We start from the raw sequence: 24,413 nt of genomic DNA, 5'->3' as shown, positions 1-24,413 counted from the left end.
AGAAAATCATGCCTTTATTAGATAGTTTTACCGTAGACCATACTCGCATGCACGCACCAGCAGTGCGCGTAGCCAAAACCATGTCTACCCCAAGCAAAGACACTATTACTGTATTTGATCTACGTTACTGTGTGCCTAACGAAGAGATTTTGTCTGAGAAAGGTATTCATACCTTAGAGCACCTTTATGCCGGCTTTATGCGTGAGCATTTAAACTCCGCCGATGTAGAAATTATCGACATTTCACCAATGGGTTGTCGTACCGGTTTTTACATGAGCTTAATTGGTAGCCCTAACGAGCAGCAAGTTGCTGATGCTTGGTTAGCTTCTATGAACGATGTACTTGGCGTTGCTAATCAAAATGACATTCCAGAGCTTAATGAATACCAATGTGGTACTTACGCTATGCACTCTTTAGATGAAGCTAAGAGCATTGCTAAAAACATCATCGAACGTGGTATTAGCGTGAACAAAAATGATGAACTGGGATTATCTGACGAGATCCTAGGTAAGCTTTAAGCCGCATTTAGCCAATAAAAAAGCCAGCGTTAAGCTGGCTTTTTTATATCTTCAATTCGCGAACTTATTTTTTTGGCTGTTTGTAAAACGCCGGTATCACACGCGCTAGGCTCACGGTATTATTTTCTATTTCGACAATTTCGATAGGGTAGCCTGCTAAACGTAAACACAAGTTAGCTTCGGGAATGTCTTCTAAGTGCTCCACAATCAAGCCATTGAGTGTTTTTGGACCATCGATAGGTAAGCTCCAGCTCATTTCCTTATTCAAGTCTCGAATGTTCACTGTGCCGTCGATTAAGTAACTGCCATCAATTTGTGGATGGATTTCTTCACTAGGGTCAGGGGCAATGCTAGTGGTAAAGTCACCAACAATTTCTTCAAGAATGTCTTCTAAAGTCACCAAGCCTTGAATGTCGCCGTATTCATCCACAATAAGCCCAATACGCTCTTTACGGCGCTGGAACTTTAATAACTGAACATTTAGCGGTGTGCCTTCTGGGATAAAGTAAATCTCCTTGGCGGCACGCAGCATAGAGGTTTTATCAAACTGCTCTCGGGACAATAGTCGCAGGGAGTCACGTGAGTGTACAAAGCCTACCGAGTCATCAATGGTATCGCGAAACAGCAAAATCTTAGTATGAGTGCTTTGCGTGAGCTGGCGCAAAATACTGTCCCAATCATCGTTAATGTCGATGGCAGCAATTTCGTTGCGCGGGATCATTATGTCGTCAACCGTAACCTTTTCTAAGTCCAAAATGCTTAGCAACATGTCTTGGTGACGTTTGGGTATTAGCGTGCCCGCTTGGTCAACAACGGTGCGTAACTCTTCAGGATTCAGCGCTTCGTCCTCTTTATTGGTAGGGTTTACCCCCAATAAGCGCAGTAGACCATTAGTGACGCCATTGGTGGCCCAAATAAATGGGAACAATAGCTTCATCAATGGTCTTAGCAAAATAGACGCTGGAAAGGCAATTTTTTCAGGGTAGAGCGCAGCCATGGTTTTTGGCGTGACTTCAGCAAAAATTAAAATCACAAATGTAAGCGCAAGCGTAGCAATCGCCACTCCTACATCACCAAATAAACGTAAGCCAATAATAGTGGCAATTGCCGAGGCAAAAATGTTCACTAAATTATTGCCGATAAGAATTAAACCTATCAACCGGTCGGGGCGATCCAGAAGTTTATCAACTCGACTAGCAGCCTTGTGCTTAGTATTAACTAGATGGCGCAGGCGATAGCGGTTAAGCGACATCATGCCAGTTTCGGAGCTAGAAAAGAAAGCAGAGCAAATTATGAGGAACACGAGAAGTAGCAGTAAGCTACTTGTAGATATGTCGTCCAAACAGGAGAATCCTTGATTAATATAACAGGGCTAATTTATATGCAGCCCCAAAGGACTGTCAAGGTATCATTTTAGTTGAGGATGATTTCCTTAACAAAGCGTGAGCCAAAATAGGCCAAACTCAGCAAGATAGAACCAATTACCGTCAAGATCACCACTAATTTGCCTCGCCAACCACGATAGTGGTGGCCCCAAAGTAGGCTAGCGTAGATAAACCAAGCGATTAGGCTGAATATTGCTTTATGGCCGCGACCGTTGGCAAAAAAGTCGGTTAAAAAAACAAAGCCACTTAATAAAGAGATGCTGAGTAAAATTAAGCCCACTCGAATTAAGGTAAATAGCTGTTTTTCAATGCTCATCAGTGAAGGCATAGCAGGGTGAATCGCGCCGGGTTTATGCCGTTTTAACGTCCAGTCCAAGTAGGCCATCTGCAGGGAGTATAAGCTGGCAATCATTAATATTGTAAACGCAGCCAGGGCAACGCTAATATGAATCAGAACTTGAGGTTTTAGCTCTAAATGAATGATGTAGTCACTAGGTATCATTACCGCTAGCAGCATGCTAACAATGGAAAATAGGTAAACAACAGGCAATACAAACCATAGTTTGAAGGGCTTCGCTAAGGCTGTAACGGTAAGTGCAATTAACAAACTAACTAAGCCAGCAACGTTAAATAGGCTTAAATCTTGGCCTTGAGCCAAAAATAAATGCTCCACTTCCCAAATGCCATGCAGCAACATCGCGCAGCCTGCGCTTAGCCATAGCCATTTGTTGGCACCGCTTTGTTTATTCAGCAAGCCAGTAATACATACGTAGGCGGCCAGCAGATAAAACACGGTGGTAGGAAGTACCAATAGATTCATGATTTGAAGCTAACTATCTGATTGTTTGGGTTCAGTATACTCGCCCTACACAGTCAGGGCTAGAATTAGCTTTTAGAATATCAGCGCTTCGGTATAATGTGGCGGCTAAACAGTGCTCGCTATATGATCAACAGGAAAAAGCATGTTTGAAAACTTATCTGATCGACTCTCGAAATCCTTAAAGAATATCAGCGGCCGCGGCCGACTGACCGAAGACAACATTAAAGATACGCTACGCGAAGTGCGTATGGCCTTGTTGGAAGCGGATGTAGCCTTACCCGTAGTTCGCGAGTTTGTTAAAAAAGTAAAAGAACGTGCTTTAGGCCAAGAAGTTAATAAAAGCCTAAGCCCAGGCCAAGTATTCGTTAAGATTGTTCAGCAAGAACTCGAATCTGCCATGGGCGAATCTAACGAAATCCTAAATCTCGCAGCTCAACCTCCAGCAGTAGTTATGATGGCTGGTTTACAAGGTGCCGGTAAAACCACCTCTGTAGCTAAGTTAGCCAAGTACCTAAAAGAGCGCGAAAAGAAAAAAGTAATGGTTGTGAGCGCCGATGTTTATCGCCCCGCTGCGATTAAACAGCTTGAGACGCTAGCCACTGAAGTTGACGCTATTTTCTTTCCAAGTAATGAAAAGCAAAACCCGGTTGATATTGTAAATGGCGCAATAGCCGAAGCCAGAACCCAGTTTGCCGATGTATTGTTAGTTGATACCGCTGGTCGTTTACATGTTGATGAAGACATGATGGACGAAATTAAAGCCCTTCATCAGGCAGTTGAACCTGTAGAAACCTTGTTTGTGGTAGATGCCATGACCGGTCAAGATGCCGCTAATACTGCTCAGGCCTTTAATGAAGCCTTACCGCTTACCGGTGTAATCTTAACTAAAACCGATGGTGATGCGCGTGGTGGTGCGGCTTTATCGATTCGTCATATTACCGGTAAGCCAATTAAATTTATGGGTGTGGGTGAGAAAACTGACGCCTTAGAACCGTTCCATCCTGATCGTATCGCTTCGCGTATTTTAGGCATGGGCGATGTGCTTTCTCTTATTGAAGAAGTAGAGCGCAAAGTTGATAAAGACCAAGCGCAAAAGCTGGCTAAGAAAGTTCAAAAAGGTAAAGGCTTCGATTTAGAAGACTTTCGTGAGCAATTAGTCCAGATGAAAAGCATGGGCGGTATGATGGGCATGATGGATAAACTGCCTGGCATGGGGCAAGTACCCGACAATGTTAAAGATCAGATGAATGATAAGCTTACTAACCAAATGGAAGCGATTATCAACTCTATGACTCCAGGCGAGCGCCAACGTCCAGACATTATTAAAGGCTCGCGTAAACGCCGAATTGCTGCTGGTTCTGGTACCCAGATCCAAGATGTGAACAAGTTGCTTAAGCAGTTCACTCAAATGCAAAAAATGATGAAGAAGATGTCTGGTAAAGGCGGCATGCGCAAAATGATGAGCCAAATGAAAGGCATGATGCCTCCAGGTGGTATGGGCGGATTTGGCGGCGGTGGCCGTGGTCCAGGTCGCTTCTAAGCTAAGTGAAGAACTCTTACAGAAAGCCCAGCATCTAGCTGGGCTTTCTTATTTTTATATTTGGCGTTTTTTAGAATTTTCCTCAGATTGCGGGAAAACACTGGTAACAGCAAGTCGCATATTAAAAAGCCCAGTCAACAATTGGCTGGGCTTTTCACTTATAGAGTGGCTTTTAGTAAAGGTCGCTCATCAAACTTTGTAGCTGTTTAAAATCGAGCGACTTATCAGCATCTACACTGGCATCGCTAGGTGAGGGGTGAGCACAAAGCACAATACCGTCGGCGCCTAGCAGCTTAGCTGCTTTGACCATTGGCGCTACAGCACTTAGTTCTTCTACTGCTTCGCCAGGGTTTACTACGATTGGCAGGTGAGTGCGTTGGCGAAGTAGGCTAATTGCGCCCAAATCTAGAGTGATTTTGTTTTTACCCTCTAGGGTCCTCACCCCTGCTTCACACAAAATAACCTGTTGATTTCCTTGGGCTAGTATATAATCCGCAGCGTGTAACCATTCATCTATAGACGCCATGTTATTGCGCTCTAAAAGGATAGGGCGGGTAGACTTACCGAGTTCTTTTAACAGATTAAAGTTTTTCATATGGCGTGAGCGAACATGCAGTATGTCAGCTTTCGCTGCTAGAGTGACAACCTGATCCACCGCGCTTACTTCGGTCATGGTTGGCAGTTTGTACTTTTTGCCAGCAGCATTTAAGTAATTTAAGCCTTCTTCACCTAAGCCTTGGAAGCTGTATGGCGAGCTGCGAGGTTTAAAACAACCGGCGGCTAAAACTGCTGCGCCGCTTTCTTTGGCTGCGCCAGCACAAGCTACAATCTGTTGTTCTGATTCAACTGCACTAGGACCGGCGAAGGTAATAAAGCCGCCGTCGCCAATTTTCACATCGCCAACACGAACTACTGTGGCGGTGGTTTTGTGTGAGCGGCTCGATAAGGCGCCATCTTCTTGTACGGTGCTAATTAAACTCGGTGCCCCGGCTTTGTTTACATCTTTATTGGCCAGAGCTTCGAGAGGGATTAGAGTTGGGTCAACATTCTCACTTGGGTAGCAACCAAGCACTTTAATGTAACGGGTGAGACGGGTTAATTCTGCCAGTGCTGATTGCATTTGGCTGGATTTAACATTGGCCGAAACATCTACATAAAACATCTCTTCCCAAGGGTTGCCTTGTACTGGACGAGACTCGAGTTTGCTCATGTTAATGTCGTGCTCGCGCAGAACCAACAGCGCTTCTACCAACGAACCTGCTTGCTGTGCCGTTGACATAATAAAAGTCGTTCTCGCTGGCACTTGCTCAGCAACTTCCACCGGTTTACGAGAAACAACAATAAAGCGAGTGTAGTTTTGTTGTTGATTAGCGATATCGGTTTTTAAGGCTTGCAAACCATACATTTCGCCGCCCACTTTGCTGCCAATAGCACCAACGGTTAAATCATCGCCTCCAGCAACCACTTCCATGGCTTTAGATGAGCTATCTACAAAATCTACTCGGGTATTGGCTAAGGTGCGCAAGTAAAGGCTGCACTGAGCATAAGGCTGCGGGTGTGCGTATAAGGTGGTGATTTGTTCGAGCTTGGCCTTGGGGTGAGCCAGAATACAATGATCAATAGGTATAGATAGTTCACCTACAATCGACAAACTCGTGTGTTGCAAAACATCGTATACTTCATTGATGCTGCCAGAGCTAGTGTTCTCAATTGGCAGCATGCCGTAGTCAGCTTGGCCAGATTCCACAGTATCAACAATGTCCTGGAAAGCGCTGCACCCAAACTCAACAATTTGCTTTTTGTAGCGCGAGAAGTATTGGTGGGTGGCAATATTGCTGTAAGAACCTTTGTTGCCTAAAAATGCCACTCGCACTGCTTGAGCATGAATATCAGGGTTAGTAATACCTTGCAAAAATGCCTGTTGCGATAGCACCGAATCTTCAATAATTGTGTGATAAAGCTGGGTGACATAGTGGGCGTCTAAGCCTAACTCTCTGCCTTTATTAATTAGCTTAACCAGTAATAACTGTTCACGTTCTTGGTCGCGAATCGCTTTGGGGTTTTCTATTTTACTTTTTGCTACTTCAACACTGAGTTGGCGACGCTCAGTCAGCAGTGTTAATAATGATTGGTCGAGCGCTGTTATTTTTGTTCGGATCTGCTCTAAGTCTGCCATCTGTTGTATTCCCTGTTAACAAAAAAGCCTCCTAAGAAGGAGGCTTTATGGATTCTGTGTGTTTTCGTTTTTACACCAATTCCGTCCGCCTCCCTAAAAGGGTGGAGTAAAAAAGAAACCAAACAAAAATCGGGTGTTGAATATTTTCATGACGTCAGACTAAAAAGCAATCAGGGGAAAGTCAAGTAATACCAAGCGATTAGTTGCTTGGTATTACTCTTTATTTAGCCTTTATGCGGCTTGTTCATCCTCGGAGCTAGGCTCGCCGTCGTCTACTTCACTCGGCGAACGTAAGAAATCTTTTCCAGAGCGGCTAGCGCGGTGCGCATTAGGCTTATCTTGGAAGCGGTGTAACTGGCGTTCAAGTTTTTGCCCTAAATTGTTAATGGCAACGCTCAGGTCTTGATGTTCATCGCTGGCAAACAGTTGTCCGTTTGGCAGATTGATCTTCGCTTCTACTTTTACCTTTTTATTGTCGGTGGTGATAATCACTTTTGGTGATATGAGCGGAATTTGGTTTTTTTCCAGTTTCTCAAAGCGCGCGGCAATGTGCTCACGAATGGTTGGGGTAATAGAAATTGTCTTGCTGGTAATATCAATAATCATAAGCCTCCCAAAGACTATTTAGTAATTATTTCAAGTTCAGAATACGACTTTCATAAATAAAAAACCAGATCTAGATCACTATTTCTTAAGGGTTAGTTTGGCTTAGTCTGTGAATGTGATTACTTAGCGAAAAGTACTATTTATTACTTAAAATCGCTTGAATGTTATAGCGAACTTGGGCACATTGGAGTGAATAACAAGCGCTTGGTGTTAGCAATTAGTTTATTAATTAGTCATAAGCCAAAGGATGCCTTGCTTCATTGTTGACCACTATGGACAGTTCTCAACCCACAGCCACCGTTTTGAATTCCCCAGCGTCTTCTTCCGACATTACCACGGCACTTGCCGAGCTAGCGCTCGCCTTAGCAGCTAAGCCTAGCGAAGGTTTTTTTGATGAGCTGATTAGCCGTTTGTCTCAACAAGTTGGTGCCTACGAAAGTTATATTGCCCATTTTGATTCTCGAACGCCTAGTCTGCCTTGTATCCGTTACTGGCGAGAAGGCCAGTTTATTAGTGGAAAGCTGAGCCCTGCATCCGCTAACTTACTGGCTGAAATACGCGCAAGGCGAGTGGTACATATCACAGAGCTGTCACAAGCCCATCCTGATTATGCCTGTACTCAGCCTGAAATTTCGCAAGCGCTACAAGGCTTTTGGGCTCATCAGATTGTTAAACAGCAGCGAGTGATTGGCTATATTGCCTTTAGCTTTACGCAAGCGAAGTTTGACCACGCTATTCTCGAGCAGCTATTAGCACCATTTGTAGCGCGCTTAAGCTCCGAATTTGAGCTGCAACAACAACGCGAAGCCTTAAGCTTGTCGGCAATAGCCTTTGAAAGTAATGAGGGGCTAATTATCACCGATGCAAATTATCGCATCGTGAAGGTTAATAAAGCCTTTAGCCAAATTACTGGTTATCAACAGAATGAATTATTAGGACACGAGCTTAGCGAGGTGTTTGGCAACCCAAGTCCGGTTTTTATGGAAGCGGTTGATGGGACGGTTAGGCGTAAAGGCGAAGTGGAACGGCAGCGTAAAAACGGCCAGCCTTATACCCAGCAAGAAACCATAACTGCGGTTTGTAATGAGGTGGATTCCTTAACACACTATGTAGTGTGCATTCAGGATATATCAGCAAATAAAGCGACTCAGCAGCAAATTCAACACTTGGCCTATTTTGATGAGCTTACCGGTTTACCTAATCGGCGTAAGTTGCGTGAAGAGCTAAGCCAGTGTTTTGCGCGAGCTAAGAAGCAACATGCCATTGGCGCCTTGTTGTTTATCGATCTCGATCATTTCAAGAATATTAACGACTCTTTAGGTCATGCTGCCGGTGATTGGGTTTTGCAGCAAGTGGCGACTCGCTTGCAAGGCTTGATTCGCGAGGGCGATGTACTGGCCCGCTTAGGTGGTGATGAGTTTGTATTGTTGCTGGCAGATTTAGGAGAGAGTCCACCACATGCAGAGCAGCAAGCCAATATTGTGGGTAAACGCTTAATTCAAACTATTTCCTCTCCTTATCCCTTTGATGGCCAGTCGCTGCATATTGGTGCCAGCGTAGGCATTACCTTGTTTCCCGGTAAGGGGCAAACTGCTGAAGACTTATTGAAACAGGCTGATACAGCGATGTATCAAGCAAAGTCAGCCGGTCGACGTACCGTTATCTTTTTTGATGATGGTATGCAAAAGCAAGCCGATAAGCGATTAAAGCTGCATAACGCTTTACGGGGAGCGTTGGCTAACGACGAGTTACTGCTTTACTACCAACCGCAGCACATGGTCTCTACCGGAGAGTTAGTGGGCGCAGAGGCTTTGGTTCGCTGGCAGCCAGAAGGTAAAGGTTTAGTTTCTCCCACCGAGTTTATTCCCATTGCCGAAGAGTCAGACTTAATCATTGATATCGGTATGTGGGTATTAGAGCAAAGCTGTAAACACATGGCTAGTTGGCAACAAAAGGGCTTGTTGTTGCCAGAACTTTCGGTGAATGTCAGTGCCAAGCAATTTCATCACCCTGAATTTGTCGACAAAGTCGAAGAGCTAATGGCCCGTTATCAAATCGATGGCGCTATGCTGAACCTTGAAATAACCGAATCTGTGGTGTTAGGCCACGCCGAAGATACCATTCGAAAAATGGCTCAGCTCAAAGAAATCGGGCTTCGCTTTTCAATAGACGATTTTGGCGCGGGTTATTCCTCGCTAAGTTACTTGAAACGATTGCCGGTGGATGAGCTAAAAATTGATCGTTCTTTTATTCGCGACATTCCCCGTGATAGCCGAGATATGGCGATTGTAGATGCAGTATTGGCGATGGCCAACCATTTGGGGTTCACGGTAACTGCCGAAGGTGTAGAAACGCGCCAGCAATTAGCATTTCTTAAACAACAAGGGTGTACCTTTTATCAAGGTTATTTATCCAGCAAAGCGATTACTGCCGAAGCCTTGGAGAGATATATTCAGCGTTTTCAGGGCAAATTTGGCTAATAGGCCTTTATCTTTTGCTTTCGAGTCGGTTATAACTAGAACTAGATATTAGTTAAGTCGATGATTCGACTCACTCAATAAGGATCCGCGTATCATGAAATGGCTGTTATCGGCTTTTGCACTTTTGGTTTTAAACGTAGCTCATGCCGAAGATTTTGTTCGCTCCCACGCCCTAGTGATGCACGGTGAACCTGCCTTAGCCGCAGATTTTAGCCACCTACCTTATGTGAATGTTGATGCGCCCAAGAAGGGTAGTGTGACTCATGAAGCGCAAGGCACCTTTGATACTTTTAACCCCTTCATTGTGAAAGGCAACGCCGCTGCTGGTGTTGGCCAAATCTACGATACCCTATTAACCAGCAACGATGATGAAGCGTTCGCTCAATATGGCTTATTGGCCGAGAGCATTGATTTACCAGCAGATCGCTCTTGGGTTCGTTTTAACCTTCGCCCCGAAGCGCGCTTTCACGATGGCAAGCCAGTAACTGCAGAAGATGTGGTGTTCACCTTTAACTTATTGATAGAAAAAGGCGCGCCATTTTACCGCGCTTATTATGGCAGCATTAAAGAAGTAAAAGCCGAGTCTGCATCGAGTGTGCGTTTTACATTTGCCGATGGTACCAACCGCGAGTTACCACTTATCTTGGGACAGCTGCCGATATTGCCTAAGCACTTTTGGCAAAATCATGATTTCTCCAAGGCGGATTTAACTGTTCCTCTAGGTTCTGGCCCCTATAAATTGGGCGAGTTTGATACCGGCCGTTCGATTAGCTACCAACGAGTCACAGACTATTGGGCAAAAGACTTACCGATTAATCGCGGACGTTATAACTTTGCAGAAATAAAGTATGAGTATTACCGAGACTCGTCGGTTGCATTAGAAGCATTTAAGTCGGGTCGCATCGATTACCGTATTGAAACTAGCGCTAAAGATTGGGCAACCGCCTACACGGGCCCAATGTTCGACAGTGGAAAAGTACACACCGACACCCTGCAAAATGAAAATCCTCAAGGCATGCAAGGCTTTGTATTTAATACCCGTCGTGATTTGTTTAAACAAAGCGATGTGCGCAAAGCGATTGGTTTGCTGTTTGATTTTGAATGGACTAACGAGCAATTGTTTTACGGTGCCTACAAACGTACCAATAGTTATTTTGCTGCATCGGAACTGGCATCAACCGGTTTACCTGAAGGCGGCGAGTTGGCTTTACTCGAGCCCTTTAAAAAGCAGCTACCGGAAGAGGTATTCACTAAAGAATTCACTTTAGACAAAACCCGCGGTGACGGAAATATTCGTCCGCAAATGCGTGAAGCATTGGCTTTGTTAAAAGGTGCTGGCTGGAGCTTAGATAAAGGCAAGCTAGTGGATACAAATGGCAAACAAATGCATATCGAGTTTTTGTTGTATCAAAAAACCTTCGAGCGCATTGTGCTGCCATATACCCGTAACCTGCAAAAAATTGGCATTAGCACCGAAGTTCGCGTGGTAGATGTCTCTCAGTATGTGAATCGTGTTCAGAACTTTGATTTTGACATGGTGGTGGGCAGCTTTGGTCAGTCTTCTTCACCGGGTAATGAACAGCGCGATTTTTGGGGAAGTAAAGCGGCTGAGCATGTTGGTTCGCGCAATATCATTGGTGTAAACAGCCCAGTGATTGATAGCCTTATCGAAGCGATTATTGCTGCCGATGACCGACAAGCACTTATCGATGCTACCCGTGCCTTAGATCGGGTATTGTTGTGGTCATATTATGTGGTGCCGCAATGGCATTTAAATGCTTGGCGGGTTGCCTACTGGGACAAGCTTAAACGCCCACAGCGTAATCCTAAGTATGCGCTTGGTTTAGATAGCTGGTGGGTTGAATAGTTACCCAATGACTAGCTACATTCTTCGTCGTTTATTATTGATGATCCCCACCTTGTTGGGGATCATGACTCTCAACTTTCTTATTATTCAATCGGCGCCCGGTGGTCCGGTTGAACAAGCCATTGCCAAGATACAGGGCATTGATACCTCCGCTACCCGCCGCGTTGATTCCGGTGTAGATACCGAGATTATTCAAAGCAATAACGGGGGTAATTCTAGCCAGTATCGAGGTGCTCAAGGTTTACCGCCAGAGCTGGTAGAAGAGTTAGAACAGCTCTATGGTTTTGATAAACCCTTACATGAACGTTACTTTGAAATGCTAGGCAACTACCTGCGTTTCGATTTTGGCGATAGTTTTTATCGAGATAGCTCGGTGGTGGACCTCATTCTCGAAAAAATGCCGGTGTCGATATCTCTGGGTTTATGGACCACCTTGTTGGTCTACGGTATCTCTATCCCTTTGGGGATCCGCAAAGCGGTACAACACGGCAGCCGCTTTGATGTTTGGAGTTCAACAGCGGTTACGATTGGTTTTGCTATTCCCAATTTCTTATTCGCGATTATGCTGATTGTACTTTTTGCTGGTGGTAGTTATTGGGATTGGTTCCCTCTGCGTGGTTTAACCTCTAGCAACTGGGATGAACTGAGTTTACTAGGCAAAGTGGGTGATTACTTTTGGCACCTCGCCTTACCGGTAACGGCAATGGTAATTAGCAGTTTTGCCACCCTAACTATGCTGACCAAAAACTCCTTCCTAGATGAGATTAACAAGCAATATGTGCTTACTGCGCGCGCTAAGGGCTTAAGCGAAAACCGCGTACTGTATGGCCACGTTTTTCGTAATGCCATGTTATTGGTTATCTCTAGTTTGCCAGCTACCTTAATCAGTATTTTCTTAACCGGCTCATTCATGATTGAAGTTATCTTCTCCCTAGATGGCTTAGGTTTACTGGGTTTTGAAGCGGTGGTTAACCGTGATTACCCAGTTGTGTTTGGTACCTTGTACATGTCTACCTTAATTGGCTTGGTGCTTAAACTGATTAGTGACATTACCTATACCATGATTGACCCTCGAATTAACTTTGAAGGGAGGCAGTAGCATGGGAGTTGTCGCTCAATGGAAGCGCGTTAAAGCTAGCCCTTTAAACCAGCGTCGTTGGTTGCAGTTTAAAGCTAACCGACGCGGTTATTGGAGTTTTTGGTTATTCATATTATTGTTTTTCACCAGCTTGTTTGCCGAGTTTATTGCTAACGACAAACCGGTGCTTATCCGCTATCAACAGCAATGGATGATGCCGGTAGTCAGTGACTATACCGAGCTCGACTTTGGTGGAAACTTTGATTTAGCGGCTGATTATTCCGAGCCTTATATTCAAGAGTTAATTGAGGAACAAGGCGGTTGGATGCTTTGGCCGCCGGTGCGTTTTTCCTATGGCACAATCAATTACAACTTAAATATTCCATCGCCTTCACCACCTACTTCGGTCAATTGGTTAGGTACCGACGACCAAGCTAGAGATGTATTTGCTCGCTTGTTATATGGTTTTCGTTTGTCGGTATTGTTTGCCTTAGTGCTAGCCATAAGCAGTTCAGTTATTGGCGTAGCGGTGGGAGCCATGCAAGGCTACTTTGGTGGCCGTGTGGATTTGTTTGGCCAGCGCTTTATTGAGATTTGGTCAGGCATGCCGCAAATGTTCTTGCTAATCATTCTTTCTAGCTTAGTGCAGCCAAACTTTTGGTGGTTATTAGGCATATTGCTGCTATTTAGCTGGATGAGTTTGGTTGATGTAGTACGTGCAGAGTTTTTACGAGGCCGTAATTTAGAGTATGTAAAAGCGGCCCGTGCCTTAGGTGTCGGCGACAGAGCGATAATGGCACGACATATACTGCCTAATGCGATGATAGCTACATTAACTTTTATGCCGTTTATTTTTATCGGCGGCTTAACTGCTTTAACCGGTTTAGATTACCTAGGTTTTGGTTTGCCACCTGGCTCTCCATCTTTAGGTGAAATGGTCGCCCAAGGCAAAAATAACCTGCAAGCGCCGTGGCTAGGCATCACCGCGTTCTTCTCAATGTCGATTATTCTCATTTTGCTGGTATTTATTGGCGAAGCTGCCCGTGATGCCTTTGACCCTAGAAAACGTGTGTAGGTAGCTGAGCATGAAAAAGTTATTAGAAGTAAAACAGCTATCGGTGTGTTTTGGTCTGCCAGAGCCCGTTGTTAAGCAAGTGAGTTTTGATGTACACGCTGGAGAAATTCTCGCCCTGGTGGGGGAGAGCGGCTCGGGTAAGTCGGTCACAGCTTTATCGGTATTGTCTTTGTTGGGCGATAAAGCCGAGGTTAAGGGCGAGATTCTATTGCAGCAAAAGTCGGTACTTAATCAACCGAAGAAGTTGCTGCAAGCGCTGCGTGGCGATCAAATCGCGATGATATTTCAAGAGCCACTCACCTCGCTCAACCCCTTACATAGTGTTGAAAAGCAAATCAGCGAAGTGCTTTGTGTTCATCGAGGCATGCACAAGCAACAAGCTCGCGACCGAGTGCTGGAACTGCTTAACTTGGTTGGCATTGTAGAGCCAGAAAAACGTTTAAATAGTTTTCCTCATCAATTATCTGGTGGTCAGCGCCAGCGGGTAATGATAGCCATGGCCTTGGCCACCGAGCCTCGGTTACTGATTGCCGATGAGCCAACCACTGCCTTGGATGTAACCATTCAACTGCAAATATTGGAGTTGCTAAAAGAGTTACAGCAAAAGCTAGGTATGGCCATTTTGCTGATTACTCACGACTTAAATGTGGTGCGCAACTACGCAGACCGCGTGGCGGTGATGAAAGCAGGAGAGTTGGTGGAGCTAAATACCTGTAAGGATCTGTTTTCTTCTCCTCAGCACAGCTACACCAAAATATTGCTCGATTCTGAGCCCGTGCGCGAACAACTGCCAGCCGCTAAGCAAGAGCTATTGTTAGAGGCGAGCAAGTTAAAGGTATGGTTCCCGATTAAGCGAGGCTTTTTGCAACGCACTGTTGATCACATTAAAGCAGTCAATAGCATCGACTTTCACTTAAAGCGTGGTGAGACTTTGGGCATTGTGGGCGAAAGTGGTTCGGGCAAAAGTACCTTAGCTCAAGCGGTGCTTAGGTTGATTGATAGCGAAGGTGAAATTGCTTTTAAGCGTGAATTTATTCATGACTATGGGGTAAAGCAGATGCGGCCTTTGCGGCGTTTTATGCAAATTGTCTTTCAAGACCCGTTTTCTAGTTTAAGCCCCCGCATGTCGGTACTACAAATTATAGGTGAAGGCTTAAACCTACACTTCGATCTTAACCAGCAGCAACTTGAGCAACGAGTCTCTGAAGCCTTGCAAGATGTTGGTCTAGAGCCCGATACCATGCATCGTTATCCACACGAGTTCTCTGGTGGTCAACGTCAGCGCATCTCTTTAGCGCGAGCCTTGGTATTAAAGCCAGAAGTACTTATTTTGGATGAGCCCACTTCGGCTTTAGATAGCACGGTACAAAAGCAACTCTTAGAACTACTAAAAAAACTTCAGGTAAAATATAACCTTAGCTATTTGTTCATTAGCCATGATTTGGCGGTTATTCGCGCCTTATGTCATCGAGTGATGGTGATGCAACATGGCCAACTGGTAGAGCAAGGCGAAACCGAGCAAATTTTTTCTGATGCGAAGCAAGATTATACTCGCCGATTGATCAATGCTGCGTTAATCTAAATATCAGTAGTTTCTTTTGATAGGGCGCCACGAGTAATGCTCAAGCGGTTTTGGCGAGTACTGGTTTGTTTGGTTTGTGGCAGCTTGGGCATGGCTCATGCTATAGAGTTAAGCCCCCAACAGCAGTCTTATAAAGATATAAGAAAACTGCAACGCGCCGACAAATGGGCGCAGGCAGAAAAGTCTATTGAGAAACTAGCGGCTTACCCTCTGGTTGATCACCTTCAGTATTATCAATTGCGTGGCCAATTGCGTAAGGCTTCTCGCCAGCAAGTTGAGCAGTTTATTGTAGACTATCCTCAATCTTATTTAAGCAATGCCCTGCAGCGCAGCTTTATGCTGGAGCTGGCCAGACGCAAGCAGTGGCAAAGTTACTTAGAGTTTTACCCCAAATTACCCAATAGTATCGATTTGCAGTGCCACCATTATTACGCGCAACTTAAAGTGGGGGACGCTAGCCAAGCCTGGCAAGGCGCCGAGAATCTGTGGCTGCATGGGCGCTCCCGGCCTAAATCCTGCGATCCCTTATTCGATAGCTGGGAAAAAGCTGGCAACATCAGCGATCAGTTACGTTGGCAAAGAATGCTATTGAGTTTTCAAGCCAGCAAGCCCGGCTTAATGAAGTATCTAGCGAAGTCATTATCTGATTCTAAGAAAGCCGATGCTAAGTTATTAACCGACGCTTATGTTAAGCCTATGGCAGTATTAAGCTCCAGTAAGTTAGAGATAAACCAATCTAGCCGCCATCAAGAAGTCGCTTTACTCGCCATTAAGCGGCTAGCCCGCTCAGACTTAGAGTCGGCGGTCGAACATATTGAGCGTTGGTCGAAAGTATTGGCTAAATCAGATACCTTGTACTTTAGTGTTGAACGCTATTTGATCCGCAAGGTGATTAGCGATAAAAGCCCGGAATTATTGAAATGGGCCGACCGACAATTACGCCTTAACCCCGATTCGGCGACAATTGAACGTCGAATTCGTCTAGCGATAGCGGAGCAGCAATGGGATCAAATAGGCTTGTGGATTGCTCGCCTTCCAGAAGCTAAGCAAAAACAAGAACGTTGGACTTACTGGCAAGCCCGCTCACTGGTTGCTTTAGGGCAAAAAGAGCGAGCTCAGCCCACACTCGAACTACTGGCTAAAGAGCGCAGTTATCACGGCTTTTTGTCTGCGCAGTTTTTGCAGCAACCCTATCAACTGGGCGAGCAGCGTCATATCACTACTGGCGATACGCTGAAGCAGCTCAATCAACACCCCGTGGTGCTTAAAGTCACTGAGCTACTTGCTTTGGGTGAGTATTATTCTGCCCGAACCGAGTGGGACACCTTGTTGCGCCGTTCAAGTTTATTGCGCCAGCTCGATCTAGGTGTGTTGGCGCTTAATAATGATTGGCAAGATTTAGCGGTTCAAGCATCGATTGTTGCAAAGCAGTGGGATCAGTTAGAAATGCGTTTTCCTCTTAGCTTCTCTAAAGAGTTTGAGTATTTTGCTAATAAACGGCAGGTGGAAGCCAGTTTACTGTATGCAGTGGCTCGTCAAGAAAGCGCCATGTACCCATTGGCTCAAAGCTCGGTAGGCGCGCGTGGTTTAATGCAACTAATGCCAGCTACAGCCAAAGAAACCGCAAGAAAAATAGGTTTCCGTTATCGCTCGCGAAGCCAATTGTTCGAACCTGAAGACAATATACGTTTGGGCAGTGCTTACTTTGATGGTTTACTTAATCGCTATCAAGGAAATCGAATACTTGCTGCAGCCGCCTACAACGCAGGGCCACATCGAGTAAATCGCTGGTTGAAGGAGCGTGGTGATGTGCCTGCTGATGTGTGGGTAGAGTCTATTCCCTTTAAGGAAACCCGCCATTATGTGCAAAGTGTGCTGGCTTACCAGGTGGTATACCAGTATCGGCGTAAGCAGCAACTTACGCCGTTTTTAACGCTCAATGAATTGGGTTACCAATACGGTGGTTCTAAGGGCTAAGGCGGTCTATCTTCCAACCTTTGGCATCACTGGTATAGCGAAAGCGATCGTGTAATCGATCTGCTTTGCCTTGCCAGAACTCAATGGTATCTGGGATCACCCGGTAGCCACCCCAAAACTCAGGTAATGGGATGGTTTTGTTAGGGAACTTCTGTTTGTAGTGTTCCACTTGTTGTTCGAGCACTTCGCGGTTTGAGATAACTTGGCTTTGGTGGCTCGCCCAGGCACCAATTTGACTACCCCGGCCTCGACTATGGAAGTAAGCTTCTGATTCCTCTTTACTTACTCGCTCTACACGGCCTTCAATTCGAACTTGGCGCTGTAATATATTCCAATGAAAAGTAAGGCAAGCAAGAGGATGAGCTTCTAACTCTTGGCCCTTTCTACTGCCATAATTGGTATAAAAAACGAAACCTTGTTGATCAAAGTCTTTGAGTAATACCACCCGTGCCGAGGGACGGCCGTCTGGGCCAACCGAAGAAATGGTCATTGACTCTGGCAGAACAATGCCCGATTTCTCTGCTTGTTTAAACCAATCACCAAATAGCTCAAAAGGATCTTCGTTTCCTTTTGGTTCTGGCGGAGAAAGCAGCACCCCTTGGCCTAAGGTTAGCGCGCAGCGTATTTTACTTAAGAGTGACATAATTGACTTGCTTAATTAGTTGATGCAACAAACAAAATTTGCATAAAAGGATAAAAATAGCGAACCTGACTAAAGATCATAGTTTACACTCTGTAGCACGGTTTCACTATCAAGTTTTGCTTTGGCTTGATATAGTTTTGCCTAGTTTGAGTTTCAGGTTTAATTCTGCTTAGCAGACGAAAAGAGGGTAAGTAATTTGGCCACAATTAAAGACGTTTCTCAGTTGGCGAATGTATCTATTTCAACAGTATCTCGTGTTATTAACAATACTGCCCAGGTAGCCCCGGAGAAACGAGAGGCCGTACTCAGAGCGATGGAAGAACTGCATTATCGCCCTAATAGCTTTGCCCAAGCTTTAGTGAGCAAGCGCTCAGATTGCATAGGCTTAATCGTGGGTGACTTAGGCGGTGGTCCATTCTTCGTGCAGATGATGAAAGGCATTGAAGAAGTTGTTGATGAGTCTGATAAATACACCATTGTGATGTCTGGTCACCATAGTGCAGAAAAAGAACGCCACGCCATTGATATTTTATTGCAGCGCCAATGTGATGCAGTAATTGTTCACTCAATGGCTTTAAGTGATGAAGAGCTACGCGAAGTGGCGGATTGTGATACTCCATTTATTTTTATTAACCGCTTAGTACCGGGTTTTGAAAATCGTTGTGTGTATTTAGACAACCATGAAGGCTGTTATAAAGCGACTTCATTCCTACTTGAAAAAGGCCATAAAGATATTGCGTTTATCACCACCGATGACTTGTCATTTACTGATGGTGTAGAGCGTTTATCGGGTTATCGCCAAGCGATGGAAGAAAGCTCTGGTCCGCTTAATGAGCAATTAATTGCGCGAGCTTATCCCGACGAAGTGGGTGGCAGCCAAGCTGTAGATAAACTGCTAGAGCGTGGTGTAGAGTTTAGTGCCATTGTTGGTTACAACGACTCTATGGTGGCAGGCGCGTTATCAGCACTGCGTGATAAGGGCTACGATATCCCGGGTCAAATTTCTGTAGTGGGTTACGACGATAACCACTATGCGCGTTTTGTTCACCCTAAACTAACTACGGTTCGCTACCCAATTGAAGACATGGGTAAACGTGCTGCACAGTTAGCTATCGACATCTTAGAGTCGAAAGATGACGAAATGGGACCGAATGTAATGGATCTAAAATTCCACCCAGAATTGATCGTTCGAGACTCCGCTAGCGATAAATCGTGATCTAATTCAAAGAATAATCAATAAGGCTGCTTGCAGCCTTTTTTATGACTTGTCTTGAAATCGTTTTCTGGTATCGTTTTCACATCGAGTGCAACTGTTAGCCGCATTTGAAGATTGAGTTTGAGATGACTTAATTGAAACTTTCCCGCTGTATAGGGTTGTTTGAATTACTTAGCCTTTTCTAGGTATCAACAATTCTAAAAAACTTGCTGTTACGACCTAATTTATTAGGTCGTTTTTTTTGTCTGCGTTTTAGCGAAGCTGATTTACCAACTGCCCCATGCAAGCCGTTAATCAAAGCTCGGTTCTATTTGAAGATGAAGAAAAATGCTGCTGAACTTACTTGTCTTTAAAGCCACTTGGCTTCCACCCATATTTTTATTGTTAATAGTGATCAGCCACATAGCTAGATAGGTATACTAGGCAAACCTAAGGCACAGAAGGAAGCCCAGTGATTAAGCGAATTAGTATTGTAGGTTGTGGTTGGCTAGGGATGCCTTTGGCAAAGTCATTGCTAGAGCAAGGCTATCATGTGCTTGGCTCTAAGCGACACAGTGAAGAGCTGGCAGATTTAAGTGCCGCAGGTGTAGAAGCTTACCGTCTAGAGCTAAACCCGCAGCTTGATTCAAACAACATTGAAGCATTACTTAATAGCGACTTGTTGATCGTCAACATTCCACCGGGGCGAAAAACCAACACCGCCGAATTTCATATCGCGCAAATAGCTAACTTATTGGCAGCAGCCAAACAGCAAGGGCTGAAAAAGGTGCTGTTTGTTTCGTCTACTTCTGTTTATGGTCCAATGCAAGGCGTGGTGGATGAATCAAGCCCAAGGCTACCAGAGGCCACCTCTGGCAAAGCCTTAAAGCAGATAGAAGATAACTTACTTAACGATGCTGATATACAAGCTTCGGTACTACGTTTTTCCGGCTTAGTGGGTGGGCAGCGTAAACCTGGACGTTTTCTCTCGGGGAAAACGGTGAGTGGCCCTAGCAGCCCAATTAATATTATCCATCGCAGCGACTGTATTGAAATTATCAGCCAAATCATTAAGCGCGATTGCTGGGGAGAAACCTTTAATGCCAGCGCAGATCTTCATCCCACTAAGCAAACCTTTTACCAACTAGCCGCAGAGCAGCTAGGTTTACCTGCTCCCTATTTTGTTGATGGAACAGCAAGTAACAAGGTTATTGCTAATAACAAACTTAAAGCCAGCTTAAATTTTCAATTTACTTATCCTGATCCCATGGCATGGTTACGGGACAATATTCAAGAGGCATAATAATGAGCGATTTTAGAAGTGATACGGTTACTCAACCTAACCAGGCCATGCGCGATTTAATGAGTAAAGCACCAGTGGGTGATGACGTTTATGGGGACGACCCAACGGTAAATCGCCTACAACACTATGCTGCCGAGCGCATGGGCAAACAAGCTGCTTTGTTTTGCTGCTCGGGCACGCAAGCCAACTTATTAGCGATTATGGCTCACTGCCAACGTGGCGATGAATATTTGTGTGGACAAAGCGCTCACAACTATAAATACGAGGGCGGGGGAGCTGCTGTGCTTGGCAGTGTGCAGCCACAGCCTATTGAAAATGAAGCCGATGGCAGCCTTAACTTAGATAAAGTAAAAGCTGCTATTAAATCCGATGATTTTCACTTTGCCAGAAGCCGCTTGTTATCTTTAGAAAACACCATCGGCGGAAAAGTATTGCCAATGGATTATTTAGCTACGCTACGCCCTTTTGTTGAGCAAAATAACTTGGCTTTGCATTTGGATGGCGCACGCATCTTTAATGCGATAGTTAAAAGCGGCGAAGATGAACGAAAACTTGTTGACCCTTTCGACAGCTTTACAATTTGTTTATCCAAAGGACTTGGTGCACCGATTGGATCTTTGTTATTGGGCAGTGAAGAGCTGATCTCACGTGCGACTCGGATAAGAAAAATGCTCGGTGGCGGAATGCGTCAAGCTGGTATTATCGCTGCTGCTGGCCAATACGTATTGGAGAACAATGTTCAGCGTTTGGCAGACGATCATGCCAATGCCATGTATTTAGCTGAGCAACTGGCTTCTATAGAAGAGCTGAGCAGTGAACCAAGTACGGTACAAACTAATATTGTATATGCCACTTGTTTAAAGCAGCAATCTAGCGCACTGGCCGCTGCACTAGCTGAGCAAGGAATTTTGATGACGGCGGGCACGCCAATGCGTTTTGTTACTCACTTGAATGTAAACCAACAAGATATAGATCGCTTGATTGCAGCAATTAAGCAGTTTTACCTCGGACTGTAAGGACTTTAAATCATGAAAATTGAAATGCTGAGTACCGGTGATGAAGTGTTACAAGGTGATATCGCCGATACCAATGCTGCTTGGTGTGGTCAAGAGTTAAATGAGCTGGGTTTAAGCTTTAGTCGTCGCCAAACGGTGGCAGATAATATGGGTGATATTGTTGATGCGCTGCAACAAGCGGCTGAGCGCAGTGATTGGGTATTAGTTAATGGTGGCTTAGGCCCAACCAGCGATGACTTGAGCGCTGAAGCCGCAGCGCGGTTAACCGCTTGTGAGCTAGAGCTTAACCAAGATTGGCTAAAGAAGCTTGAAGCTTGGTATGTGGCACAAAACACTAAAATGCCTGAGAGTAATATCAAGCAAGCTATGTTACCCAAGGGCGCAGTGTTAGTGGATAATCCTATAGGCACTGCATGTGGCTTTATAGTGGAACATGCTGGGGCAAAACTTATCTTTACCCCGGGCGTGCCTAGTGAGTTTAAGCGAATGCTCAAAGAGCAGTGGTTTCCACAGCTAATCGCCGCTGCACCCAATGCGCAAGCCAAGGTTAAGCGCTTTTATACCTTTGGCTTGTCTGAGTCATCACTTAGTGATCGCTTTAACCATTTAGCGCTACCTGAAGGTGTTCATCTGGGGTATCGCTCGGCGCGTCCAAGTATTGAAGTTAAGCTGTTTTATCCGCAAGACGCGCCTCAGTATGAGCAACTAAGCCAAGTTGTTCGCAACGAGTTAGCCGACCATGTATTTACCGAAGACCAAGGCAATTGGGCCTTGCACCTGCAACAGTTGATGATCGCGCAGGGCAAAAAGCTGGCCTTAGCTGAATCTTGCACTGGCGGGATGTTAGCTGCAGAACTGATTGCGGTTGCGGGAAGTTCTGCCTACTTGGATCGCGGCTTTGTTACTTACAGTAATCAGGCAAAGCAGCAAAGCATAGGGGTGCCCTTAGCCACAATTGAGCAATATGGCGCAGTATCAATAGAAACTAGCCAAGCAATGGCTCTAGGCGCACTTAAACATAGTGAGGCAGATATTGCTTTGTCGGTCACTGGCATCGCAGGGCCAAGTGGTGGTCGTGAGGATAAGCCGGTAGGTACTGTTTGTTTTACCTTAGCAGAAGGCGATAAATGTATTAGCCAGCAGCTATTACTCAGTAATCGAAGCCGCTCGGTAGTACGTATTATGTCTACCGCCGTTGCTATGGATATGTTACGCCGATACTTAACCGGCTCGCCAGTATTGGGTTATTACCAGCACTTAAAACGCATTCATAGCGCCGATAGAATCCTGTAGCTGAATTAGTTTAACTGCGGTTAGTTTCACGAAATTTATTTGGCACTAGTGTGGTCTGTTATAAAAAGGAGATGCTATGTGGTTGAAATTTAAACGTGATTGGGAAGAGCCCGAGTCGGCTGTTACCCCTGAAGCGCTGTTTAAGCAGCGCCGCAATATTATCAAAGGCTTTGGCGTTGCAGGAGCTGCCAGTTTGCTTCCTGCTACGGGGCACGCTGCCTCTTGGTTTGGTGGTGACGACGAAGAGCCTGCAGCAATAGTGCGACGCGCTCTCAATAAAACCGATATTCCCCCTTTGCATAACGATGCTTTAACGCCAGAGGCAAAAGCCATTAGCCATAATAATTTTTATGAGTTTGGCACCGCTAAAGATGACCCCGTTAAGAACAGCCGCCAGTTTAATCCTAACCCTTGGTCTTTCACCATCGATGGTTTAGTGGAAAAACCACTGACCTTAGATTTAGATGACGTAATGGCTAAAATGGCTCTAGAGCAACGTATTTACCGTTTACGTTGTGTAGAAGCTTGGTCGATGGTTATTCCTTGGGTTGGCTTTTCTTTGAGTGATTTGCTCAAGCAGGTTAAACCTTTGTCATCGGCGCGTTATGTTGCTTTTGAAACGCTGTACGATCCAGAACAAATGCCAGGGCAGAAAAGCCGGTTTGTAGGTGGCGGCATTAATTATCCCTATGTAGAAGGCTTGCGCTTAGATGAAGCGATGAACCCTTTAAGCTTTATGGCAGTGGGCATGTATGGCAAAACCTTACCTGCGCAAAACGGTGCGCCACTGCGCTTAGTTCTGCCTTGGAAGTACGGGTTTAAGAGCATTAAGTCGATAGTGCGAATTCGCTTTACCGATGTAGAGCCGCCCACCACTTGGAATATCCTTTCACCCCATGAGTATGGCTTTTATGCCAATGTTAATCCCAAGGTCGACCATCCTCGATGGAGCCAAGCTTCTGAACGTAGAATTGATGACGCGGGTTTATTGGGACGCAAGCGTATCGATACCGAAATGTTCAATGGTTATGGTGAGCAGGTTGCCCACTTATACAAAAACATGGATTTAACCCGCTACTTCTAATGGTGCTTAGGTGAGTAAAGCTATAAACAAAACGCTTGCCAGCTATCGTTGGCAACTAAAAGGCCTGTTGCATCTGCTGTTATTATGCCCGTTGTTTTATTGTGTTTTAGCGGTCGTTAATGGCTGGTGGGGAGGAGACCCCGTTCAGGCTATTATTCATTACCTAGCGAACAGTGCATTAAACATTTTAGTTATTGCGCTGTGTTTAGCGCCTGTGTCACGCAAGTTTAAATTACCCAGCTTACTAGCTTATCGGCGCTTAATTGGCCTTTATGTTTTCGTTTATGCACTGTTGCATTTAGCGGCTTACTTGGTGATTGACTTAGGTTTAGATTGGCAGCTATTTTGGCAGGAGAATATCCAACGACCTTACATTTGGTTAGGCATGATTGCCTTTGTGGTTTTGCTAGCAATGAGCATTACTTCGCTTAAAGCCTTACAACAAAAACTAGGGCGTCGTTGGCTGCAATTGCATGGCTTTGTTTATCCTATAACCTTGCTTGTTCTGGTTCATTTTTGGTGGTCATTAAAGTCTGGGTGGTTAGAACCGGTGCTTTACTTAGTAGTGGTTGCTGGCTTGTTTTCACTGCGAAAGCTGCAAATTCAGCGTTGGTTGGGTAGTTTTAATAATACCAATCACACTAAGTAAGTGATCAGAAATAACGCAGGAAAAATGCTCGAGAATAAGGCAGGATTTTTCGATAAGTAGTTATTCTACAATCAAAAATTCTAACGCAATTATCGAGTATTTTGACCAGACAGAATGAACAGATAC

Annotated in this window: 19 protein-coding genes and 1 other annotated feature; of the genes, 14 read left to right on the top strand and 5 right to left on the bottom strand. The window is 45.0% G+C overall.

Annotation, left to right across the window (positions count from 1 at the left end):
• The first annotated feature begins 8 nt into the window (after positions 1–8).
• Positions 9–518, top strand: coding sequence for an S-ribosylhomocysteine lyase (gene luxS, locus K5609_RS14490; protein ID WP_221074274.1), 510 nt, complete (start codon positions 9–11; stop codon positions 516–518).
• A 64-nt stretch (positions 519–582) separates the two neighbouring features.
• Here the strand turns inward: luxS and K5609_RS14485 are convergent, their stop codons facing one another.
• Together K5609_RS14485 and K5609_RS14480 are read right to left on the bottom strand one after the other, a co-directional pair.
• A complete protein-coding gene (locus K5609_RS14485) occupies positions 583–1,860 on the bottom strand; it encodes an HlyC/CorC family transporter (RefSeq protein WP_221074273.1) in 1,278 nt (425 codons plus the stop codon).
• A gap of 71 nt (positions 1,861–1,931) precedes the next feature.
• The gene (locus K5609_RS14480; protein ID WP_221074272.1) at positions 1,932–2,723 is read right to left on the bottom strand and encodes a cytochrome C assembly family protein; all 792 of its coding nucleotides are present in this window, start codon (positions 2,721–2,723) and stop codon (positions 1,932–1,934) included.
• A 142-nt stretch (positions 2,724–2,865) separates the two neighbouring features.
• Between K5609_RS14480 and ffh the strand changes: the two genes are divergently transcribed.
• Positions 2,866–4,263, top strand: coding sequence for a signal recognition particle protein (gene ffh, locus K5609_RS14475; protein ID WP_221074271.1), 1,398 nt, complete (start codon positions 2,866–2,868; stop codon positions 4,261–4,263).
• A gap of 172 nt (positions 4,264–4,435) precedes the next feature.
• On the opposite strand, the gene aroF is transcribed toward ffh, so the two are convergent.
• Both aroF and hpf read right to left on the bottom strand, forming a co-directional pair.
• The gene (gene aroF / locus K5609_RS14470) at positions 4,436–6,439 is read right to left on the bottom strand and encodes a 3-deoxy-7-phosphoheptulonate synthase (RefSeq protein WP_221074270.1); all 2,004 of its coding nucleotides are present in this window, start codon (positions 6,437–6,439) and stop codon (positions 4,436–4,438) included.
• Positions 6,440–6,456: 17 nt separating this feature from the next.
• Positions 6,457–6,585: a sequence feature (Phe leader region), on the bottom strand.
• An 85-nt stretch (positions 6,586–6,670) separates the two neighbouring features.
• The gene (gene hpf / locus K5609_RS14465; protein WP_221074269.1) at positions 6,671–7,045 is read right to left on the bottom strand and encodes a ribosome hibernation-promoting factor, HPF/YfiA family; all 375 of its coding nucleotides are present in this window, start codon (positions 7,043–7,045) and stop codon (positions 6,671–6,673) included.
• 272 nt (positions 7,046–7,317) lie between these two features.
• Between hpf and K5609_RS14460 the strand changes: the two genes are divergently transcribed.
• The 6 genes from K5609_RS14460 to K5609_RS14435 all read left to right on the top strand — a co-directional run bounded on the left by K5609_RS14460 (position 7,318) and on the right by K5609_RS14435 (position 17,104).
• The gene (locus K5609_RS14460) at positions 7,318–9,525 is read left to right on the top strand and encodes a putative bifunctional diguanylate cyclase/phosphodiesterase (protein WP_246611861.1); all 2,208 of its coding nucleotides are present in this window, start codon (positions 7,318–7,320) and stop codon (positions 9,523–9,525) included.
• Between the two features lie 94 nt (positions 9,526–9,619).
• Positions 9,620–11,392: an extracellular solute-binding protein gene (locus K5609_RS14455; RefSeq protein WP_246611860.1), complete on the top strand. Its 1,773-nt coding sequence runs from the start codon at positions 9,620–9,622 to the stop codon at positions 11,390–11,392.
• Between the two features lie 7 nt (positions 11,393–11,399).
• A complete protein-coding gene (locus K5609_RS14450) occupies positions 11,400–12,491 on the top strand; it encodes a microcin C ABC transporter permease YejB (protein WP_221074268.1) in 1,092 nt (363 codons plus the stop codon).
• A gap of 1 nt (position 12,492) precedes the next feature.
• Positions 12,493–13,545 (top strand): ABC transporter permease, encoded by a 1,053-nt coding sequence (locus K5609_RS14445; protein ID WP_221074267.1) that lies wholly within the window; start codon positions 12,493–12,495, stop codon positions 13,543–13,545.
• Between the two features lie 10 nt (positions 13,546–13,555).
• The gene (locus K5609_RS14440) at positions 13,556–15,127 is read left to right on the top strand and encodes an ABC transporter ATP-binding protein (RefSeq protein WP_221074266.1); all 1,572 of its coding nucleotides are present in this window, start codon (positions 13,556–13,558) and stop codon (positions 15,125–15,127) included.
• Between the two features lie 36 nt (positions 15,128–15,163).
• The gene (locus K5609_RS14435; protein ID WP_221074265.1) at positions 15,164–17,104 is read left to right on the top strand and encodes a transglycosylase SLT domain-containing protein; all 1,941 of its coding nucleotides are present in this window, start codon (positions 15,164–15,166) and stop codon (positions 17,102–17,104) included.
• Here the strand turns inward: K5609_RS14435 and pdxH are convergent.
• Positions 17,094–17,747 (bottom strand): pyridoxamine 5'-phosphate oxidase, encoded by a 654-nt coding sequence (gene pdxH / locus K5609_RS14430; protein ID WP_221074264.1) that lies wholly within the window; start codon positions 17,745–17,747, stop codon positions 17,094–17,096. The genes K5609_RS14435 and pdxH overlap by 11 nt on opposite strands.
• A gap of 196 nt (positions 17,748–17,943) precedes the next feature.
• Between pdxH and K5609_RS14425 the strand changes: the two genes are divergently transcribed.
• The 6 genes from K5609_RS14425 to K5609_RS14400 all read left to right on the top strand — a co-directional run bounded on the left by K5609_RS14425 (position 17,944) and on the right by K5609_RS14400 (position 24,287).
• Complete coding sequence (locus tag K5609_RS14425; protein ID WP_221074263.1) at positions 17,944–18,963, top strand: LacI family DNA-binding transcriptional regulator; 1,020 nt, start codon at positions 17,944–17,946, stop codon at positions 18,961–18,963.
• A 451-nt stretch (positions 18,964–19,414) separates the two neighbouring features.
• Positions 19,415–20,245 (top strand): SDR family oxidoreductase, encoded by an 831-nt coding sequence (locus K5609_RS14420; protein ID WP_221074262.1) that lies wholly within the window; start codon positions 19,415–19,417, stop codon positions 20,243–20,245.
• 2 nt (positions 20,246–20,247) lie between these two features.
• On the top strand, positions 20,248–21,261 hold the full coding sequence (gene ltaE, locus K5609_RS14415; protein WP_221074261.1) for a low-specificity L-threonine aldolase: 1,014 nt from the start codon (positions 20,248–20,250) through the stop codon (positions 21,259–21,261).
• Positions 21,262–21,273: 12 nt separating this feature from the next.
• Positions 21,274–22,554: a CinA family nicotinamide mononucleotide deamidase-related protein gene (locus K5609_RS14410; protein WP_221074260.1), complete on the top strand. Its 1,281-nt coding sequence runs from the start codon at positions 21,274–21,276 to the stop codon at positions 22,552–22,554.
• Between the two features lie 76 nt (positions 22,555–22,630).
• Positions 22,631–23,638, top strand: a complete 1,008-nt coding sequence (gene msrP / locus K5609_RS14405; RefSeq protein WP_221074259.1) for a protein-methionine-sulfoxide reductase catalytic subunit MsrP — start codon at positions 22,631–22,633, stop codon at positions 23,636–23,638.
• 10 nt (positions 23,639–23,648) lie between these two features.
• A complete protein-coding gene (locus K5609_RS14400) occupies positions 23,649–24,287 on the top strand; it encodes a protein-methionine-sulfoxide reductase heme-binding subunit MsrQ (RefSeq protein ID WP_221074258.1) in 639 nt (212 codons plus the stop codon).
• The last annotated feature ends 126 nt before the right edge of the window (positions 24,288–24,413 follow it).

The organism is Agarivorans aestuarii (genome assembly GCF_019670125.1).
Classification (GTDB): Bacteria; Pseudomonadota; Gammaproteobacteria; order Enterobacterales; family Celerinatantimonadaceae; genus Agarivorans; species Agarivorans aestuarii.
Note: the sequence above shows the minus strand (reverse complement) of the source record. Positions and strands in the feature narration are given on the sequence as shown.

Excerpts from the sequence above, each read along its gene's own strand:
- pdxH (WP_221074264.1), bottom strand. The coding sequence starts at position 17,747 with ATGTCACTCTTAAGTAAAATACGCTGCGCGCTAACCTTAGGCCAAGGG.
- K5609_RS14440 (WP_221074266.1), top strand. The coding sequence starts at position 13,556 with ATGAAAAAGTTATTAGAAGTAAAACAGCTATCGGTGTGTTTTGGTCTG.
- K5609_RS14460 (WP_246611861.1), top strand. The coding sequence starts at position 7,318 with ATGGACAGTTCTCAACCCACAGCCACCGTTTTGAATTCCCCAGCGTCT.
- K5609_RS14435 (WP_221074265.1), top strand. The coding sequence starts at position 15,164 with ATGCTCAAGCGGTTTTGGCGAGTACTGGTTTGTTTGGTTTGTGGCAGC.
- luxS (WP_221074274.1), top strand. The coding sequence starts at position 9 with ATGCCTTTATTAGATAGTTTTACCGTAGACCATACTCGCATGCACGCA.
- K5609_RS14410 (WP_221074260.1), top strand. The coding sequence starts at position 21,274 with ATGAAAATTGAAATGCTGAGTACCGGTGATGAAGTGTTACAAGGTGAT.
- K5609_RS14480 (WP_221074272.1), bottom strand. The coding sequence starts at position 2,723 with ATGAATCTATTGGTACTTCCTACCACCGTGTTTTATCTGCTGGCCGCC.
- K5609_RS14450 (WP_221074268.1), top strand. The coding sequence starts at position 11,400 with ATGACTAGCTACATTCTTCGTCGTTTATTATTGATGATCCCCACCTTG.
- ltaE (WP_221074261.1), top strand. The coding sequence starts at position 20,248 with ATGAGCGATTTTAGAAGTGATACGGTTACTCAACCTAACCAGGCCATG.
- K5609_RS14455 (WP_246611860.1), top strand. The coding sequence starts at position 9,620 with ATGAAATGGCTGTTATCGGCTTTTGCACTTTTGGTTTTAAACGTAGCT.
- hpf (WP_221074269.1), bottom strand. The coding sequence starts at position 7,045 with ATGATTATTGATATTACCAGCAAGACAATTTCTATTACCCCAACCATT.
- aroF (WP_221074270.1), bottom strand. The coding sequence starts at position 6,439 with ATGGCAGACTTAGAGCAGATCCGAACAAAAATAACAGCGCTCGACCAA.
- K5609_RS14445 (WP_221074267.1), top strand. The coding sequence starts at position 12,493 with ATGGGAGTTGTCGCTCAATGGAAGCGCGTTAAAGCTAGCCCTTTAAAC.
- msrP (WP_221074259.1), top strand. The coding sequence starts at position 22,631 with ATGTGGTTGAAATTTAAACGTGATTGGGAAGAGCCCGAGTCGGCTGTT.
- ffh (WP_221074271.1), top strand. The coding sequence starts at position 2,866 with ATGTTTGAAAACTTATCTGATCGACTCTCGAAATCCTTAAAGAATATC.